This window comes from Shewanella chilikensis, assembly GCF_002836945.1.
GTDB classification, from domain to species: Bacteria; Pseudomonadota; Gammaproteobacteria; order Enterobacterales; family Shewanellaceae; genus Shewanella; species Shewanella chilikensis.
Map to the genome: position 1 here is coordinate 1 of NZ_NIJM01000070.1, position 17,755 is coordinate 17,755.

Below are 17,755 nucleotides of genomic sequence, written 5' to 3' on the forward strand. Positions count from 1 at the left end.
ATTGTCTCTCATCAGAAGGATCGGTCAACCGATCCTTATCTGATCTACATTGCGCAACTTGGCGGGGATTGTTGTTGATGGTAAAGCTTACTTAACGATTTCCATCTCTTGCAGCAGGTTGTCTGCATTATCCAGATACTTCATCACCCACAGCATGTAACGGCTGTCCACCTGAATGGAGCGGTTGATGTTATCGTCGTAGTTCCAGTCACCTATGATGCTCTCATAAACACCGTCAAACAGCAGTCCCACCAGCTCGGCGCGGCCGTTGAGAGTTGGCGAGCCTGAGTTACCGCCTGTGGTATCCAGAGTTGAGAGGAAGTTGACCGGTACCGAGTCAATATCCTTGAAGTAGAAGTCACCATATTGCTTGGTCTTGATAAGCTCCAGCTCTTTCTTGGGAGCATCGAAAGGCTCAACCCCTGTGTCTTTCTGCACTATGCCTTCCAGACGAGTGAAAGGTACGGCGTAGAGACCATCTTTGGGTGAGTAGCCCTTCACATGGCCCACTGTCACCCGCAGGCTGGAGTTGGCATCGGCATACACAGGTTTACCCTGCTCACGGTTGTAGGCAATGATGGCTTCCATGTACTGAGGACGCACCTTCATCAGCTCACCGGCCAACTCTTTCTTTTTCTGCTCCAGCTGCATACCTGTGTCATAGAAGGCCACAGCAAACTGGATCATAGGATCTTTCGAGGCCTTGAAATCGGCAACCGACTTGTCCATCCAGGCCAGACGCACATCTTTGTTATCCAGCTTGGTATTCTTGTACATCTTGTCCAGAGTCTTCTTCAGCTTGGCCTCATCGAGCTTGTTGCCTATGCCGAAGTACTTGTCCAGCGCCGGCAGCCGCTCAGACTTGGGCAGCGCTGCATAACGCTTGAGCATCTCAAACACCAGCGCCTTGTCGACACTGGCGGCATAACGGCGATCGATACGCTCCATACCGGCCTTGAAGCGGATCATGTCACGCTCCTGGAAACCCGGCTCGCGCTCCATGTCCGGCAATGCCTTTTCATTGGCCAGACGATAGAGTTCGCGGGCCGTTGGCAACATAGTGGTATACCCCAGATAGCCCAGGATAATGTCACGCTGCTGATCTGCCTGGCTTTGGGCGACCAGCTTGTCCAACTGTGCCAACACCTCACCATACTGGGCCTTGCGGCTGCTGTCGGCATCGATCCAACTCTTGAGCTTGGCTTCCAGGGTACGCTTGTCTTCCAGCATGGTCGACTTACCATAGAACTCGATCATCGAGGTGAAGTTCTTGGCATAGTTGGCCAGACCGGCGATCAGGCTCTCGTACTTGATGCGCTCATCACTGCCTTCCGGGGCCGTCTCTTTAATGATCTCGATAAAGCGCTCACGCAGCTCCTTGCCTTGTGGGTAAGACCACTCAAACTGGTTTTCCACTTCATTGCCGGTGCGGTATCTGTTGGTGCGGCCCGGGTAACCGGCCACCATCACAAAGTCCCCTTCCTTGACCCCTTTGGCCGACACCTTGAGGAAGCTCTTGGGCTCGTAAGGTACGTTATCCTTGGAGAAATCGGCCGGCTTGCCATTTTTGTTGACATAGGCGCGGTAGAAGGAGAAATCACCCGTGTGGCGCGGCCACATCCAGTTGTCGACATCACCGCCGTACTTACCCACACTGGCCGCCGGGTTATACACCAGGCGAACATCACGGATTTCCAGCTGCTTCACCAGATAGTACTCGAGACCACCGTGGAAGCTGTAAACCTGACAGCGATAGCCATCTTCTTTTTCACACTGGGCCACCAGTGACTTTTCGGCCGCCTCGACACCCTTATAGAAAGCATCGCCCTGCTTGTTGTCCAGGCCTTGCTTGACCTTGTCGGTCACATTGGTGACCTCTTCGGTGACATATACCCGCGAGCCCGGAGTTGCCGGCAATTCTTCGGCAAAGTTTTTCGCCAGGAAGCCATCACGCAGCAGATTCTTCTCCGGGGTGGAGTTGTACTGGATGGAGCCGTAGGCACAGTGATGGTTGGTTACCACCAGCCCCTTGGGCGAAACGAAAGACGCGGTGCAGCCGCCCAGGCTTATCACGGCGTTCATCGGGAATTCGGTCAGCTTGGAGATAGACTTGGCGTCTATTTCCAGTCCTTTGGCCTTGAGTTCATCGGCCATGGCCGGCAATTGGTAGGGCTGCCACATGCCCTCATCGGCCTGAGCACCAAAACTGGTGGCTATGGCCGTTGCAAGTAACCATTTTTTCATTCTAGTAAGTCCATTCGCTGGTATCAGTTCAATTTGTTGTTTTTGTGCAACAAAAAAGCCGGGCACAAGTCCCGACTTTAACACAGACTACCAAGCGGCTACAGACTCGGAAAAATTCCCTTACAAAGGGCTTCGCTTAGGCCCCCAGCGTCGCATACAACTGGGCAGCTATAATGCCTATCCCCAGGAGGGCCATCAGTGCCATCGCCGGTTTGCCACCGGCAACTTTGTAGCCTTCCGGCGACTCACGCCGCTGTTTCAGTGCTATGGCTATCGGCAGGAAGATGATGATCACCACTAAAGGCACGGCGGCAAAGCCCAGCAGCGCCGAAAAACCTTCTGGCAGATACAGGGCGCAGGCCAGCGGCGGAATAAAGGTCAGCAACCAGGTCTGCAGGCGGCCGACAAAGTTACTCTTGGCGCGGATAAGCTCGGCGCTGAAGTCAAACAGGCTCAGGGTCACTCCAAGAAACGAGGTGATCAACGCCAAGTCGGCAAACAGCCCAATGCACTTGCTCACCAAAGGCTGCTCGCTGATCGCCTGCAAGGCACTGATGAGTTTCGACAGTGAACCGCCAAAGCCATGAATGGTATCACCGCCGACAGTACCCAGGGTCACCAACAGCCAAAGCAGATAGCAGGCCAGCGGAATGCCGGAGCCTATCAGCAGCACCTTGCGCAGGGAAACCGTGTCACCATCAAGATAGCGCACCAGAGTGGCAATACAGACATGGAAACCAAAAGAGGTAAACACCACAGGCACGGCGGCAAGCCACACCTTGGCATAGGAATCGGTCGGCGCCTGCTCCAGTAAGGTATTCATATTCACCTCAGGCAGCAAAAACAGTACCACCAGCACCAGCATGACTATCATGGCAGAAAACAGCCCGCGGGAGAGCTTATCGACCCAGCCGACTCCCAAGGCGGCAAAACTGCCCAGAGCCAAGGTAAACAGCAGCACCGCATCCTGGCCATCCAGGGTCATATCGAACCAGGCCTTGGCCTTGAGCATCAGTAGCTCGGCGCCACCGGTCAAGTAGGCGGCGGTCAGGGCAAACAGCAGGCTGAGAAAAGCGGCGCTTTGAATCAGTTGCCCCGTCTTACCCAAGGCTTTACCTGTAATGACATGCAGGTTATCCCCCACGCCGGAGCGCAGATTGACTTCCAACATCAACAGTGAGGTGTAGGCGGAAATGCCCCAAATGACCAACATCAATAGCAGTGCCGGAAGCAAGCCCATGGCAGCTGTTGCCAGTGGCAAGGCCAACATACCGGCGCCAATCGCAGTACCCGCGACTATGGCTACAGAGCCCAATATTTTTAAGTTCACTAAAATTCGTCCTGTTCTTTTGTCTTGTTATCTTTAAGGTCAGATTTACCCAAGGGGAAAGGCGAATTGTCAGCGCAGCTGGCAAGCTGTAACGTCTTGGCCGCAGATGAAATTCCGCCTTACGGAGTTTCATTGGCCCCAACAGCTCAGCAAACAGAAGAGGTATGCCACCAAGCCACTGGGGCTAACTAAATCGTGGACAGCGGAATTGGGGACTGCAAAGATGCAAACTCAACACTGAGGCTCTTTCTCAAAAATTAACTTAACCGGGACATTAACAGAGCCACAGCCCTTGGGCAAGCGGGGAAGCGCGACTATCGGCCAGTTACCTTATGCTTCTACTTGATTCCTGATGCAGGGCTATCAAACGGAAACATAAACCATTTTCTCGACCTTCAGCGGCGTAAAAATCGCGCCACACTCTTTCCCAGACAAAGAAATCTCATTTTTATCGAAATCAGAGCAGTGTTGCCATGGCGAGCTTTATGGTTATAATGGCCGCCTCTGTCTTAGGGGAGTAGCTAACCTGGGTCCCGCCCAGGGGTAAGCATCAACACACTTGGCCTCATGCCATGGTGCTTACAGCAAGTTTAGGCTTGCCAGGCAAGACCTGAGCACGGTATACCGCACAAATATAAAGGGGTGGGCGGTGGACTGTGCTTGGAATTTTGCCACCCCGAAGGAACGCCCATTTTGGAAGCACTCATCGCCTCAACTCTCACTGTCGCCGTAGCCGAAATCGGTGACAAGACTCAGCTGTTGGCCCTGTTGTTGGCCGCTCGTTTCAAAAACAAGACCGCAATTATCTCAGGGATCCTTATCGCCACCCTGCTCAACCATTTTGCCGCCGCCTGGCTGGGCCAATGGGCCATGGGTTGGCTCAGCGCCGATATCGGCCGTTACCTTGTTGCCGGCAGTTTCTTTGCCATCGCCCTCTGGGTGCTGGTACCCGATAAGGTCGATGCCGAAGAGAGCCGCTTCTACCGCTATGGCCCCTTCGTAGCGACCTGTTTGCTGTTCTTTATCGCCGAAATGGGTGACAAGACCCAGGTCGCAACCGTGGTGCTGTCGGCCAAATACGATAGCCTGCTGATGGTAGTAACAGGCACCACTGTCGGCATGCTGTTGGCGAATGTTCCCGTGGTGCTGGCCGGCCATTTCAGTGCCGACAAGCTGCCCATGACCTGGATCCACAGAGGTTGCGCCCTGCTGTTTGCCCTCTTGGGGATAGCCACCCTGTTGTGGGAGTAGGAAAACCGCTGACAACGCAAAAGGAGCAGCTCAAGCTGCCCCTTTATTTCCGGCGTGCAACTATCAGCTGACCAGCATCTCTTGCACCCGGCGGCCATAGTCGGCATCGGCCTGGCTGAAGTGGCCTATCATTCGCTGCTGCACATCCTGAGTCGCTTGACTCAGAGTACCGCAGATATTACTGATAAGCCTGGCCTTTTCCTCTTCCGGCAACAGGCGGTAAAGGTTGCCTGCCTGGGTGTAGTCATCCTGGCCATAACGGCTGTATCTGTCGGCTTCACCATCCAGGCGCAGTGGCGGCTCTTTGAACTCGGTCGCATCCTGCAGGCCGCTTGGCTGCGAGTTGGGGCCATAGTTTGCCGACGCATCGCCACCTGTCTGACTTCTATGGTAAGGGCACTGAGCCCCGGCCATGGCACCGGCACGTTGATGGTGATTGGCCTGAGTCGCGTGAGGACAGTTCACCGGCAACTGGTTATAGTTGGCTCCTATCCGATAACGCTGGGCATCGGCGTAGGCAAACAGGCGAGCCTGCAACATCTTGTCCGGCGACGCGCCAACACCGGGAACCAGGTTACTCGGCGCCAGTGCCACCTGCTCCACTTCGGCGAAGTAGTTCTGTGGCAGACGATTGAGCTCCAGTATCCCAACCTCGATCAGCGGGTAGTCCTTATGTGGCCATACCTTGGTCAAATCAAACGGGTTGATATGGTAAGTATTGGCATCGGCTTCCGGCATTATCTGTACCTTGAGCTTCCAACGGGGGAAATTACCATCCTGGATTGCCGCCACCATGTCGCGCTGGGCATGATCCGGATCGATTCCCTTCACCTTGGCGGCCTGCTCTTCAGTCAGGTTAGCTATCCCCTGCTCTGTCTTGAAATGGAACTTGACCCAGAAGCGCTCACCCTTGGCATTCCAAAATGAGAAGGTATGCGAGCCAAAGCCATGCATCTGCCGATAGTTGGCCGGAATGCCTCGGTCAGACATCAATACAGTCACCTGATGCAAGGACTCAGGGTTGAGCGACCAGAAGTCCCACATCGCCTGAGGATCTTTCAAATTAGTGTGCGGATTACGCTTCTGAGTGTGGATAAAATCAGGAAACTTGATGCCATCACGCAGGAAGAAGGTGGGGGTGTTATTGCCCACTATGTCGTGATTGCCGCGCTTGGTGTAGAAACGTACTCCAAAGCCACGGGGATCGCGCTCGGCATCGGCGCTGCCCATTTCACCGCCTACGGTCGAGAAACGAACAAAAGCCTCGGTCTGGGTACCAACACCCTGGAAATGTTCGGCTATGGTGTATTGGCTCATATCATTGGTCACAGTGAAGGTACCATAAACACCTGTGCCCTTGGCATGCACTACCCGTTCTGGGATCCGCTCGCGGTTGAAGTGGGCCAACTTTTCAATCAGGTGCCAGTCCTGCAGCAACAGGGGACCACGCTCTCCGGCGGAGAGGGAATTCTGATCGTCTGCGATAGGGGCGCCGCTCTGGCTGGTGATATATTGCTTCTGACTCATCTCGTGCTCCTTAGTCCTTTGTTTCGTTTAACCAGTTTTCAATCACATCATATATGGTAGCCATAGGTGCTCCCTTGAGCAGTCATATTGGCGATGTGGTCATCTTAGTCAAACAACCACGCTTTAAAAAACGATTAAAACTGATTATCACAATCCCGTTTATAGATTGCTTTGAGTTTGAGATTGAGAAACGGGGATAAAGAAATGCATAACCGAGATGACAGTGACTGCCAGTCAAGATGAAAAACGGCTAAAAGCAGAACAAGAAGATATTGTCACGAAAGAAACAAATGTTATAGAAACCGGCACCATGAGATTACTCGGGCGCCGGTGGTTTGCCAGCTTACTTATCATCTGATTTTTCAGCGTTTATTTGATCACTTGACGGCAATTCAGGCGCAGGGATGCGATAGAGTTTAACCAGGTAGTAGGCATCGATAAGCACTATAAAGAAGTTCACCAAAGCCACAGGATATGCAGCAATGGCCACACCATAGGCAACAAACAGCGCCGCTCCAAGCAGGTTCCACCAGCGCAGCCGTTTGATATTGGACATCATCAGAGAGATGGCCACCACTACTGATGCCAGATATCCGACCCACTCCCATATATTGATTGTATCCATCCAAGATCCCCTATTTCACAGCAGTGACAGTCTTCGAATCATGACACCCCTGAATGCCAATTCCCGAACCCTCGCCTATAAGGATAGTCGCTAACAAACAGGAGCAAAAATGAATACTGGTGCTAAAACATCGGCTTTGGGCCTGTTGGCAATCTACCCAATTGCAACTAGGCCCATTGCCCATGCGGGTGAAATAATCTTGAAAAACAAACTGATAAAATGGCCTTAATCTATGCTTTTACGCAAGCGCCTCACTAGCATATGGCCCTAACGCTTGATCACGGCCGCGGTCATACGGGAGATACAGGTCAGCTCACCGGCGCTGTTATGAATAAGCACTTCCCAGACAGAGCTGCGTTTCCCCAAATGTACCGCTTTGGCGGTTGCCTTAAGTTCACCATTGCGAGCTGCCCGCAGGTGATTGGCGTTGATCTCCTGACCGACACAATAGTAGTTTTCAAAGTCCACCGCAAAATTGGCGGCATAGCTGGCCACCGTCTCTGCCAGTGCCACATTGGCACCACCATGTACTATTCCAAGTGGATTGTGGATAGCCGGAGACGCCGGCATGCTGGCCACCATATAGTCATCACCTATCTCAGTGATGCGGATCCCCAGTGTCTGCATCAGGGTGCCCTTGCCACTCATACCAACATCCAGTTTGGCACAATCTTCCAGGGTGATGGGGCGAAACCAAATACTCATCTTATTGTTATCCTTAGTACTCCAATAGGAAAATCAGTGTACTTGGCCGCCAGCATCCAAGTAAACCCGGCCAAGCAGATAAGCTTGCACCGACACAACTTCAATGAAAGATAAAGCATTGGGCAACCTCCCCCAGCTTGAATGATTGCGATGTTCTGAAGTTATCTCCCCCTGTCATCAAAAATTAATTTTTGCGCGATGTGTTTATAAAAAAAGCGGCCAGCTGGCCGCTTTCATCTATTCGGGTTATCAGAATTGAGCAACAACAGGATCAGAGCAAAGCTCGGTTTCCAGCTCACAAACCTGATAAGTCACACTCTCGGCTTCAGTGCTGAAGCGATCACGGAACTGGCCATCGTTGGCGGTGGTCGCAACCTGCTCACCATCGCGGAAAATCGCCACTTCATCACCCAGGGCACCATTCCAGTTCACATCGACCATGGCGCTGCCACGACGGGACTTGAGGGCGCGGCTGATATCGGCAGAAATGCTGTGGGCAAATACCTGCACTTCCATGCTGACGCTGTCGCTGAGCTCAGTGGCATCGGTCGCTGTCAGGGTAACTGTGTAGGTACCAGCCTCGGCATACACATGTTGAGGGTTTGCCTCGCTGGAAACAGAGCCGTCACCGAAATCCCAGTGGTAGCCGGCGATATCATCATTGATATCAGAGCTACTGTTGCTGAAGCTGACACTCAGACCTTCGGCTTGATAGTCAAAGCCGGCATTAGGTGCTGAAGGACCAGCTTCACCCAGCGCAGTGATCACCATACCCCAGTTGTTCAGGGTGCCATTGTCACCACCGGCGTGGTCAGTCACACTCAGAGTCCAGATTCCTTGGGCAATTTCACCGTTGAAGTCACTCAGATCCCAGCTCTTGACGATATCATCATTACTGCTGCCTTCACGATTATGCAACACCACTTCGGTACCGGATGGCGAAGTCAGGGTCACAGTCAAATCACCAATCCAGGTGTGGCTAATGTTGACGTTGCTGTTGACCCCGAAGATCTGCAGCGGATCGGCGATCTCAATGGTGCTGGTCACTGTGGTGTTATCGGCAATAGCCACCGGGGTATCATTGCTGTATGGGAAGTCATTCAGCCCTTGAGGGATGATTTCCAGGCTCACCACACTGCTCTTTTCAATACTGCCGTCATTACCCGATACCGTGATGGCGTAATCGCCCCACTGAGTCTCGGCGGTACTGGCGACGTTCAGGGTAAAGCTGTCACCGGCACCAACGCTGGTGGCAGACAAAGATACCCCTTCCAGAGCGGGCTCCACACTGACACTCAGCTCAACACTGCCATTCCAACCGGCGACACTACCGACACTGAAGTCATAGCTGGTGCTTTCACCGGCTTCAATGGTGCGGGCAGCCGGGGTCACGCTGAAGCGATAACTTGGGCTTGGGTTGGCTTGATCGAGTGCGTTGGCCGCGTTCAGACGGGTACCGGCAACACTCTTGCCAGTCATGGCCGCATTGGCATCACCCGAATTCATCAACAGTGCTTTCATCTCAAGCGGTGTCAGATCCGGGTTGATGGACCACACCAGAGCTGCCACCCCGCTCACCATAGGCGTAGCCATTGAGGTGCCAGAGTAGCTCTCGTAACCACCACCTGGAACCGTTGACAGAATGGCACTGCCAGGCGCCGCCATGTCTACGCTGGTAGCCCCCCAGTTGGAGAACCATGAGATACCATCCGAGCTATCGGTACTGGCAATAGACATCACTATGTCCGATTCATAGTTGGACGGATAATGGGGGCTGGCATCATTGTCACTGGTATCGTTACCGGCCGCTGCCAGGAACAAAATACCTGCTTCACCGGCGGCTTCGATGGAATCCTTCAGCGCCTGGCTGAAACCACCGCCCCCCCAGGAGTTGTTGGTGGCCTTGATATCGACGCCATGATTCACCTTGAGATCCGTCATATAGTCAATACAGGCGATGGCATCGGCGGTAGAACCTGTACCGGCAGGAGTCAGGAACTGACAGCCAATAATCGTCACGTCCCAGTTTACCCCGGCGACACCCAGGCCATTATTTCCCTTGGCGCCGATGGTTCCTGCTACGTGGGTACCATGACCGTTACCGTCCATAGGATCGCCGTTATTATTGGCAGCACTGAAACCGTGAATATCATCAATCACACCGTTGCCGTCATCATCTATGCCGTTACCTGGAATTTCGCCCGGGTTGACCCACATGTTGGCCTGCAAATCAGGATGGTTATAATCAACCCCGGTGTCGATAACCCCGATGATCACATCCGTGCTGCCTGTAGTGACATCCCAAGCTTCGGGAGCATCAATATCGGCGTCAGCCACACCACCGGTTTGCCCAGTGTTATGCATGCCCCAGAGCTCAGGGAAACGAGGATCATCCGGCATGCCTATGGCGCGCAAAATGTAGTTGGGTTCAGCATATTTAACCGCCGGATGGCTGGAGATCATCTTGATCGCCTGCTCAATATCGGCTCCTTGGCGCAGATTCAGCTTTGCCAGACGGCCATCGAGCAAACGGGCAAATTTGTCATCTATACCATCGGCATTGGCATCACGCAAAGTACCACGTACCAGGCGCTGAGCCGCGGTGCGCTCCTCCTTGGTGGCATTATCCTTGTAAACCACCAGGATAGAGTCTTTGGCGTAACGGATCTCGTTTTTAGCCATTGCAGGCGCACTACCAAGCGCCATAACCCCAGCGACAGCTACTGCCAATGGCGAGAATTTTTTCAACATATTCGGGCTTCCTATAGTCCTTATAATCCCTTGATATCCGGAACGGCTTGCATCTGCGGCACTTCCTTGAAACGACAGGCAAACAGTGACCAGCGAGTGAAATCCGGCGTTTATTTATTGCAAATAGATTGTTACCGCAATGAAAACAATAGCGATAGTAGCAAACGGTAAAATACGACTTTAATACTAGACGTGTTAGGTATGAACAAACTTAAAAGTCGCCAGAAATAAAACCCAAATCATTGTTTATAAAACAAAATAAATCAATTCACCATTATTACAAAAAGCAATATCGACTAAAGCCTAAATAGCCTTTAACTCCGATTGCGACCCCGGCTCAAGGCGCGTAACTTTTGTTGCTGATTTGTACCACTCTGGTTCAATCAAGGATATGTACGAAAAGGAGTCTTAGGTGTCGGTACTCGCAAAAATCCTGTTTGGTTCGGCCGTTTTGTTGACCAGTCTTGGTACAGCAGCGACAGAACGCCAGGTGAATGCACTACAGGAGTTGCCAGTCACCCTCCAGACGCTGCTGGAAACTCAGGGACGCGATAACTTGGTCGACCTGATGCAACAAGGCAGTTTCAACCAAGCCATCATAGTTCAAGCCGGAATTGACAACAGCGCCATCCTCACCCAAGCCGGGTTGGGAAATCAGGCGCAAGTAGTACAACTCGGGGTCAATAACCAGGTTGAAATGATGCAGGTGGGTGACGCCAATAAGGCAAACATCACTCAAATAGGCAATAACAATCTGGTGCAACTCAACCAGCTTGGCAGCGCCAATTTTTCGATACAACAAATTGCCGATGCTGCCACTATCAGCATCACGCAGTATTAAAAACACAGGGAGCGTTTAATGAAATCTCAAGCTAAAAAGTCACTGATTGCACTGGCTATCACAACGGGTCTGGGTATGAGTGCCCAAGCTTTCGCCGGCAGTGTCAATGAAATCTCAGTTAACCAACAGAGCCGCAGCACTGTAGGTCAGGAAGTCTATGCCGAGCAAACCGGCATTCTGAACCTGACTGTCATCAATCAAGAAGGTTCTGCCCAGGAAGCCACTGTGGTTCAAGACGGTGTTTGGCACGAAGCCTATGTTGATTCCAAGGGCGACGAAAACAAAATCACTGTAGCTCAGAATGAAGACTGGCACGTTGCCAGCGTCGATGTGGATGGTAACGTCAACACCGCAACTGTCGCTCAATCCGGTTTCTTCAACGAAGCCAATGTTGAGCTGATCGGTGACAACAACAGCGCCGAAGTAAACCAAAACGGTGACACCAACTTTGCAGTATTCCGTGTCAACGGCAACGACAACTTTGGCTACATCAGCCAGAACGGTAACAACAACGAAGCTGGCATGATAGCCGTTGATTTCAGTCCCAATGTAGGCAACGGCAACTCTGTGACCGTACTGCAGGAAGGTAACGCCAACATAGGTGGTGTTCGTGGCGTTGACGGTGATAACAATAGTATCGAAATTGATCAGGCAGGCGCTCTGAACACTGGCTTTGTTTATGCCCTGTCCGGCTCAGAAAACAGCATCGAAATGATGCAAACCGGCACAGCCAACACCGCAGTGCTCGAATTCACCACAGGTGATGACAACGACGTTGAAATCTATCAGAAAGGTGACGGCAACACGGTAGGCGATCTGCTGGTTGCCGATATTCAGGGTAGCGATAACCTAGTCGATATCCAGCAGGAAGGCGACACCAACGGCGTTGAATTTCAAATCTGGGGTGACGACAACAACATCGACCTGGAGCAGGATGGCAGCACCAACTTTGCCACTGCCGCCGCCTATGGCACAGACAACAGCATGGACCTGACTTCACAGGGGGATTACAACGAACTGGTCGCTTTCACCACAGGTGAAGACAACCAGATCGAAATCCATCAGGAAGGCACTGAAAACTTTGCTTATGCCGAACTGGAAGGCGATAACAACGAAGTGGATATGGAGCAAGACGGCAGCGCCAACGAAGCTCTGGTCACAGTGGTTGGCTACAACAATACCGATATCGAAACCACTCAAAGTGGTGAGCTCAACCTGGTTGATCTGCTGATCCTGGGTGATGACAACCTGGCTCAAATCGTTCAAAGCGGTGACAACAACTGGGTGAGCGGTGTTGAAGGCGGCGCCTTCGCCGTGGTTGGTACAGGTAACAGCCTGATGATCACCCAAAGCGGTAACGAAAACCTGGTTGTCGGTTCTCAGGCCGGCGCCAGCAATGCTATCAGCGTAACCCAAAGCGGCGACTACAACGTTGCCACTGTTATCCAGAACTAATCACTCTGGTGCTTTATGCGAAAGGGAGCCTCTTGGCTCCCTTTTTATTTGTCCAATCGCCAACTGAGCGTGAGTCATTATGGCTTGAAAACTCATGGTTCCAGCGGTTTCCAGGAAACCCCATACCATAAGCATCGAATAACAAGGCGAGTATTCGCCGCTGGCACGGCGGCTAGCATTGCTTTAAGCCTTAAATCCCTCACCAATACTTGCCGGGCTTTTGACCACAGACGTAACCCATCACCTGCGGTGCGCCTCTCGCACAGGCGATCCTGTGACTCGGCGAGAGTTGCGCAGCAACATGCTTTCGAGCGCGAGCCAGGGACGGTGAGCTGGCCGTTAAACAGGGAAGTTGTTGTGAACCCATCCCTTATCTCCATGGACGGAGTGTATACCGACATTTGTCTGGAACAAATGCGGTGGTAGCCTCGACGAAAACATCTGACCTACATGGACGTAGGAAATGCCGAATTTGTCAGGAACAAAATTCGGCCCTGTTTTCGACGGTCACAGTTCCGCCTGTGCCTGGGAAATAGGCGTATGTCTGTAGGTATATAAGCAATTTCAAGCAACGCTATGATTGCAGAATTGCACCAATTCCCCCTTCGGAGCCGCCGCGGGCGTTGTTGCAAATTGGCGTAGCCGAGACAGGGATGTCGAGGCTCGAAGGTCGAGCAGGGCGAATGTTGCGAAGCAACAAGCTTATGAGCGCGAGACAGGGATGGTGAACTGGCCCTTGTGCATGGACTCATTTGCCCACGACTTTCGCCGCGGGCACAGCAGCTATCATAGCTTTGGCTGAAAGCCATTACCGAGACACAAAACAGCACCAAGCAGCGGTGACTGCCGCGCTCTGAGAGGAATTTTCCACTAACTTGGCTTACATAAAAGCCATCAAAGCATAAACAAGCCCCATTCGGGGCCAAGTTCAAGCTAAATCCAGCGACAAATCAACTGATGAGATCGAAGTGACTTTGGTAAGTCTGGGCCCAACGTAACAACTCGACTCGATTACGAGACTGGGTCTTGCGGAAGATCGATGAGATATGCGCCTTAACCGTATGTTCGCTAATACACAGACGCTGGGCTATCTCTTTATTCCTGGCGCCGCTGGAAACCAGTTGAATAATGGTTCGCTCACGCCGGGTCAACATCTGCAGCATGGAAACTGTATCGGCCGACATCTCATTGCCTGTATCCAGAGTTTTGACCAACTTACGGAACATCTTGCTGATAAGGGTTCTGTCGTACCAGAGCTCATCGGCCACCATCTTGCGCAGACCAGTAAGCATAAGATCGATACGCTGATCTGAGTAGAGCACTCCGCGGATCCCCAGCAACATAGCCGATTCCTGATCCAGTGACCCTCTGTTGACTTGATAAAGAGCGACTGGAACGTGAGAAACCAGACGACTGGCCAATAAAGGGATCCCCTTATTATCCAGCGCAGCCCCCTTCTGAGAGATTAGATAAAAAGTACTATCACTCTTCTGCGGTTCCAGCTGCTCCGGATGGCGTACTATACGGGTCTTAAGACCGATGGACTCGGCCAGTATGGCCAAATGACAAGGGGCGGCTATTTGATTTATAAAAACCAACTCATTGATACTACTCATTTTTACTCTTCTCCCTGAAAAGTCTTGCTTATATCCCTAAAGGGATAGCTTCCTTAATCACTTTAAGCGCTACTACACAAAAAGCATCAGACGATTCTGACCAGATAGTGTCCGGTTTTCATCACCATAAAGTATTATTCTAACAATCTTTAACGACTTTTCTGACAAAAGATTGTAAAGAGTGTATCCAAAACTCTTTGTTCCAACTGTCAATCTATGCCTAAATGCCGCAGTTGACGGTCATGAAATGAGGATAAGAAGAACAAGGCAGCGATAGCACCGACAAGGGCCATTAGCATATCCGACTGGGTATCCCAGACGTAACCTTGGGTGCCGAGAAAAGCCTCGGCGCCGGTTCCGGTGGCAACGGCGACCCACCATTCAATCAGTTCATAGAAGGCCGATAAGGCCAAGGCAAAACAACTGACCAGAAAAGCACACCAGGCACCAGGTTTCACCGCTTGATTACGCAGCAGTATCTCCCTGGCAATCATTGCCGGGATAAACCCTTGCGCCAAATGACCCAACTTATCGTAGTTATTGCGCTCAGAGCCCATCCACTGTGCCAAAGTATCGAACAGCGGCACCTCGGCATAAGTGTAGTGGGCGCCGACAAACAGTATCAGGCAATGCACCAAGATCAGGCCATAAAGCAGCGGGGTCAACGGAAAACGTTTGCGGGTAAAAAACAATATCGGCAGTGCCAACATACCCGGCAGCGCTTCCAGCCACCAAGTGAAATCATCTTTGGGGGCAATGGCCGACCAAATAAGTACCGCAAAATAAATGACCAGCCAGATAATTGTGTTTTTCAAGCCACTTTCCTTATGCCAGTGATTGTTCTCAATTAGGGAAAAATACTTTAGCCATCTAGCCCTCCACTTCATCTGAAAAAAGTGCTACTTTGGTTGGGCATGAGCGAAAATATCATAGCATACGTACATTAGTTAATAATCAAGAGGGTACCTATATCATGGCGAAACACTCGCTGGACAAGGATAAAATTAAAATCCTGTTGTTGGAAGGCGTCCACCAATCAGCCGTTGATGTGCTGGAAAGGGCTGGCTACACCAATATCGAGTATCATAAGGCATCACTTTCCGGCGCTGAACTGCAGCAGTCGATCAAAGATGCCCATTTCGTCGGAATCCGCTCCCGTACCCAACTGACCCAAGAAGTCTTGCAACGAGCTGAAAAGCTGGTTGCCATAGGATGTTTCTGTATCGGTACCAACCAGGTCGATCTCAAGGCGGCCGAGCAACTGGGTATTCCAGTATTCAACGCGCCCTTCTCCAATACCCGCAGCGTGGCCGAACTGGTACTCGGTGAAATCATCATGTTGCTGCGCGGTATTCCGCAGCGCAACGCCCTGGCCCATCGTGGTGGCTGGCTCAAGAGCGCCAATGGCAGCTTCGAAGCCCGTGGCAAGACCCTTGGGGTCATAGGTTATGGTCATATCGGCACCCAGCTTGGGATCCTTGCCGAAACCTTAGGGATGAAAGTGATCTTCTTCGATATCGAAGATAAGCTGCCGCTGGGTAACGCCCAGCAGGTTCACTCCATGGAGCAACTACTGTCTCAGGCCGATGTGGTCAGCCTGCATGTGCCCGAAACACCTCAGACCAAAGAGATGATTGCCCAGGCCGAACTGGCGATGATGCGCAAGGGCAGCATACTGATCAATGCTTCCCGCGGCACAGTGGTAGATATCGACGCTCTGGCTGTCGCCCTCAAAGAGCAACAGTTGGCCGGCGCCGCTATTGACGTTTTCCCGGTTGAGCCCAAGTCCAATACTGACGAATTCCAAAGCCCGCTGCGCGGTCTGGACAATGTGCTGTTAACCCCACACATAGGTGGCAGCACAGAAGAAGCCCAGGAAAACATAGGTATTGAAGTTGCCGGCAAACTGGCCAAATACTCAGACAACGGCTCTACCCTGTCGGCAGTTAACTTCCCGGAAGTATCGCTTCCGCAGCATAAAGATGCCTCCCGACTGCTGCATATTCACCATAACCGCCCCGGTATTCTGATCAAGATTAACCAGGCGTTCTCGGAGAAAGGCATCAACATTTCAGCCCAGTACCTGCAAACCACACCGACCATAGGTTATGTGGTGATGGAAGTGGATACCACTCAGGCGGAAGAAGCACTAACAGAACTCAAGTCTATCGAAGGCACTATCCGCACCCGATTGCTGTTCTGATTTTCACAGGGCGCCTTATTACCCTTGGCGCCCTGTTTATTTCTGTCAAATCCGCTACAATCGCAGATCTCTTAATGCCTTCAATCTCAGGATCTTGTTATGAGCATTTGCGTTTCACAGCCCGATTGGCCTCTGGATGCCGGCATTCCGGATCTGTTTATTTCCCGCCTCTCTCACTTGGGTCTACTTGCCGTTACCGGTGAACAGGGCCGCAGCTTTATCCACGGTCAGGTCACCACAGATATCAGCTCTCTCACGGCCGAGGAGTGGCGTTGGGGCGCTCACTGCGACCCCAAAGGCAAGATGCTTTCAAGCTTCAGAACCTTTACTCTGGGTGATGCCCTGATATTGATGATGCCAAGAGATACCCTGGCAGCTGACTTGCCGCAATTGAAGAAGTATGCGGTATTCAGTAAGGCCGAACTGGTCGATGTCAGTGACGATTACAGCCTCTTGGGTGTTGCCGGGACCAAGGCTGCCACTTGGCTGGCAGAGCAGCTCCCGGGCTTCAACGCCGAACAACAAGTCAGCGTCATCGAAGGCGGCGTAGTGCTGCAAGATGGCGAGCGCTTTATTCTGGTACTGCCCAAGGCCGAGGCCGAGGCCTTGTGTCAGCAACAGCTACTAGTCGATGCCAGTGCCTGGCAAGAGCTGGAAATCCTCGCCGCCTATCCTAACCTGCCGGCGGCACTCATGGGTCAATTTGTACCGCAAATGTGCAACTTGCAGGCCATTAATGGCATCAGTTTCACCAAGGGTTGCTACATGGGCCAGGAAACCGTCGCCCGAATGAAGTATCGCGGCGGCAACAAGCGGGCACTTTATATTCTCAAAGGTAAAGCCACTGTCGATATCACTCCTGAAACCTCGCTGGAGAAGGCTCTGGATGGCGGTTTTCGTAGGGGCGGCAGCATTATTGAAGCCGTACAACGAAATGGCGAGTTGCTGCTGACCGCAGTGTTGGCCAATGACACAGAAGTCGGCGCCAAATTCCGTATCGCCGATGATGAAAACAGCGAACTGACGGTACTGCCTCTGCCCTACTCTCTGGAAGAGCAGGAGTAATAATGAGTAAGCCAATAAAGGCGCCGTCGGCGTAATGCCGATCAGTTAAGACAGATCGCTTGACGATCTCACTGAAAGGATCAAAATCCGATGACCCCATGTCATCGGATTTTTTTATGCAACTTTCAGAAGCTTTGGCGCG

General features: G+C 52.1%; 13 protein-coding genes and 1 riboswitch. Of the genes, 5 read left to right on the forward strand and 8 right to left on the reverse strand.

Translation table 11 applies throughout. The features are described from left to right. Positions 1-87: 87 nt before the first annotated feature. On the reverse strand, positions 88-2,244 hold the full coding sequence (locus tag CX651_RS18395) for a S46 family peptidase (RefSeq protein ID WP_101057440.1): 2,157 nt from the start codon (positions 2,242-2,244) through the stop codon (positions 88-90). Between the two features lie 136 nt (positions 2,245-2,380). Next, positions 2,381-3,574: an aromatic amino acid transport family protein gene (locus CX651_RS18400; protein WP_101057442.1), complete on the reverse strand. Its 1,194-nt coding sequence runs from the start codon at positions 3,572-3,574 to the stop codon at positions 2,381-2,383. A gap of 498 nt (positions 3,575-4,072) precedes the next feature. Further along, a riboswitch (yybP-ykoY riboswitch) is annotated at positions 4,073-4,175 on the forward strand. A 92-nt stretch (positions 4,176-4,267) separates the two neighbouring features. Between CX651_RS18400 and CX651_RS18405 the strand changes: the two genes are divergently transcribed. Beyond that, positions 4,268-4,825 carry a TMEM165/GDT1 family protein gene (locus CX651_RS18405; protein ID WP_101057444.1) on the forward strand — a complete coding sequence of 186 codons (558 nt, stop codon included), beginning with the start codon at positions 4,268-4,270 and terminating at the stop codon, positions 4,823-4,825. A gap of 63 nt (positions 4,826-4,888) precedes the next feature. Here the strand turns inward: CX651_RS18405 and katB are convergent, their stop codons facing one another. The 4 genes from katB to CX651_RS18425 all read right to left on the reverse strand — a co-directional run bounded on the left by katB (position 4,889) and on the right by CX651_RS18425 (position 10,433). Further along, positions 4,889-6,352, reverse strand: a complete 1,464-nt coding sequence (gene katB / locus CX651_RS18410; RefSeq protein ID WP_101057447.1) for a catalase KatB — start codon at positions 6,350-6,352, stop codon at positions 4,889-4,891. A 343-nt stretch (positions 6,353-6,695) separates the two neighbouring features. After that, the gene (locus CX651_RS18415) at positions 6,696-6,977 is read right to left on the reverse strand and encodes a YgjV family protein (protein WP_101057450.1); all 282 of its coding nucleotides are present in this window, start codon (positions 6,975-6,977) and stop codon (positions 6,696-6,698) included. Between the two features lie 267 nt (positions 6,978-7,244). After that, on the reverse strand, positions 7,245-7,682 hold the full coding sequence (locus CX651_RS18420) for a PaaI family thioesterase (protein WP_101057452.1): 438 nt from the start codon (positions 7,680-7,682) through the stop codon (positions 7,245-7,247). Between the two features lie 249 nt (positions 7,683-7,931). After that, positions 7,932-10,433, reverse strand: a complete 2,502-nt coding sequence (locus CX651_RS18425; RefSeq protein ID WP_101057454.1) for a S8 family serine peptidase — start codon at positions 10,431-10,433, stop codon at positions 7,932-7,934. A gap of 412 nt (positions 10,434-10,845) precedes the next feature. Here CX651_RS18425 and CX651_RS18430 point away from each other — a divergent pair, with 412 nt between their 5' ends. After that, the gene (locus tag CX651_RS18430) at positions 10,846-11,274 is read left to right on the forward strand and encodes a curlin (protein WP_101057456.1); all 429 of its coding nucleotides are present in this window, start codon (positions 10,846-10,848) and stop codon (positions 11,272-11,274) included. A gap of 18 nt (positions 11,275-11,292) precedes the next feature. Continuing rightward, positions 11,293-12,729 (forward strand): curlin, encoded by a 1,437-nt coding sequence (locus CX651_RS18435; protein ID WP_101057458.1) that lies wholly within the window; start codon positions 11,293-11,295, stop codon positions 12,727-12,729. Between the two features lie 950 nt (positions 12,730-13,679). Here CX651_RS18435 and CX651_RS18440 read toward each other — a convergent pair. Together CX651_RS18440 and CX651_RS18445 are read right to left on the reverse strand one after the other, a co-directional pair. After that, on the reverse strand, positions 13,680-14,345 hold the full coding sequence (locus CX651_RS18440; RefSeq protein ID WP_101057461.1) for a helix-turn-helix transcriptional regulator: 666 nt from the start codon (positions 14,343-14,345) through the stop codon (positions 13,680-13,682). A gap of 209 nt (positions 14,346-14,554) precedes the next feature. Then, positions 14,555-15,160 (reverse strand): DUF2238 domain-containing protein, encoded by a 606-nt coding sequence (locus CX651_RS18445; protein WP_224866114.1) that lies wholly within the window; start codon positions 15,158-15,160, stop codon positions 14,555-14,557. A gap of 158 nt (positions 15,161-15,318) precedes the next feature. Here CX651_RS18445 and serA point away from each other — a divergent pair, with 158 nt between their 5' ends. Both serA and ygfZ read left to right on the forward strand, forming a co-directional pair. Continuing rightward, on the forward strand, positions 15,319-16,548 hold the full coding sequence (gene serA, locus CX651_RS18450; protein WP_101057465.1) for a phosphoglycerate dehydrogenase: 1,230 nt from the start codon (positions 15,319-15,321) through the stop codon (positions 16,546-16,548). 99 nt (positions 16,549-16,647) lie between these two features. Further along, complete coding sequence (gene ygfZ / locus CX651_RS18455; RefSeq protein ID WP_101057467.1) at positions 16,648-17,613, forward strand: tRNA-modifying protein YgfZ; 966 nt, start codon at positions 16,648-16,650, stop codon at positions 17,611-17,613. Positions 17,614-17,755: the final 142 nt, after the last annotated feature.

Coding starts and splice junctions, on each gene's coding strand:
- CX651_RS18395 (WP_101057440.1), bottom strand. CDS start 2,244: ATGAAAAAATGGTTACTTGCAACGGCCATAGCCACCAGTTTTGGTGCT.
- katB (WP_101057447.1), bottom strand. CDS start 6,352: ATGAGTCAGAAGCAATATATCACCAGCCAGAGCGGCGCCCCTATCGCA.
- CX651_RS18415 (WP_101057450.1), bottom strand. CDS start 6,977: ATGGATACAATCAATATATGGGAGTGGGTCGGATATCTGGCATCAGTA.
- CX651_RS18420 (WP_101057452.1), bottom strand. CDS start 7,682: ATGAGTATTTGGTTTCGCCCCATCACCCTGGAAGATTGTGCCAAACTG.
- CX651_RS18425 (WP_101057454.1), bottom strand. CDS start 10,433: ATGTTGAAAAAATTCTCGCCATTGGCAGTAGCTGTCGCTGGGGTTATG.
- CX651_RS18435 (WP_101057458.1), top strand. CDS start 11,293: ATGAAATCTCAAGCTAAAAAGTCACTGATTGCACTGGCTATCACAACG.
- CX651_RS18440 (WP_101057461.1), bottom strand. CDS start 14,345: ATGAGTAGTATCAATGAGTTGGTTTTTATAAATCAAATAGCCGCCCCT.
- serA (WP_101057465.1), top strand. CDS start 15,319: ATGGCGAAACACTCGCTGGACAAGGATAAAATTAAAATCCTGTTGTTG.
- ygfZ (WP_101057467.1), top strand. CDS start 16,648: ATGAGCATTTGCGTTTCACAGCCCGATTGGCCTCTGGATGCCGGCATT.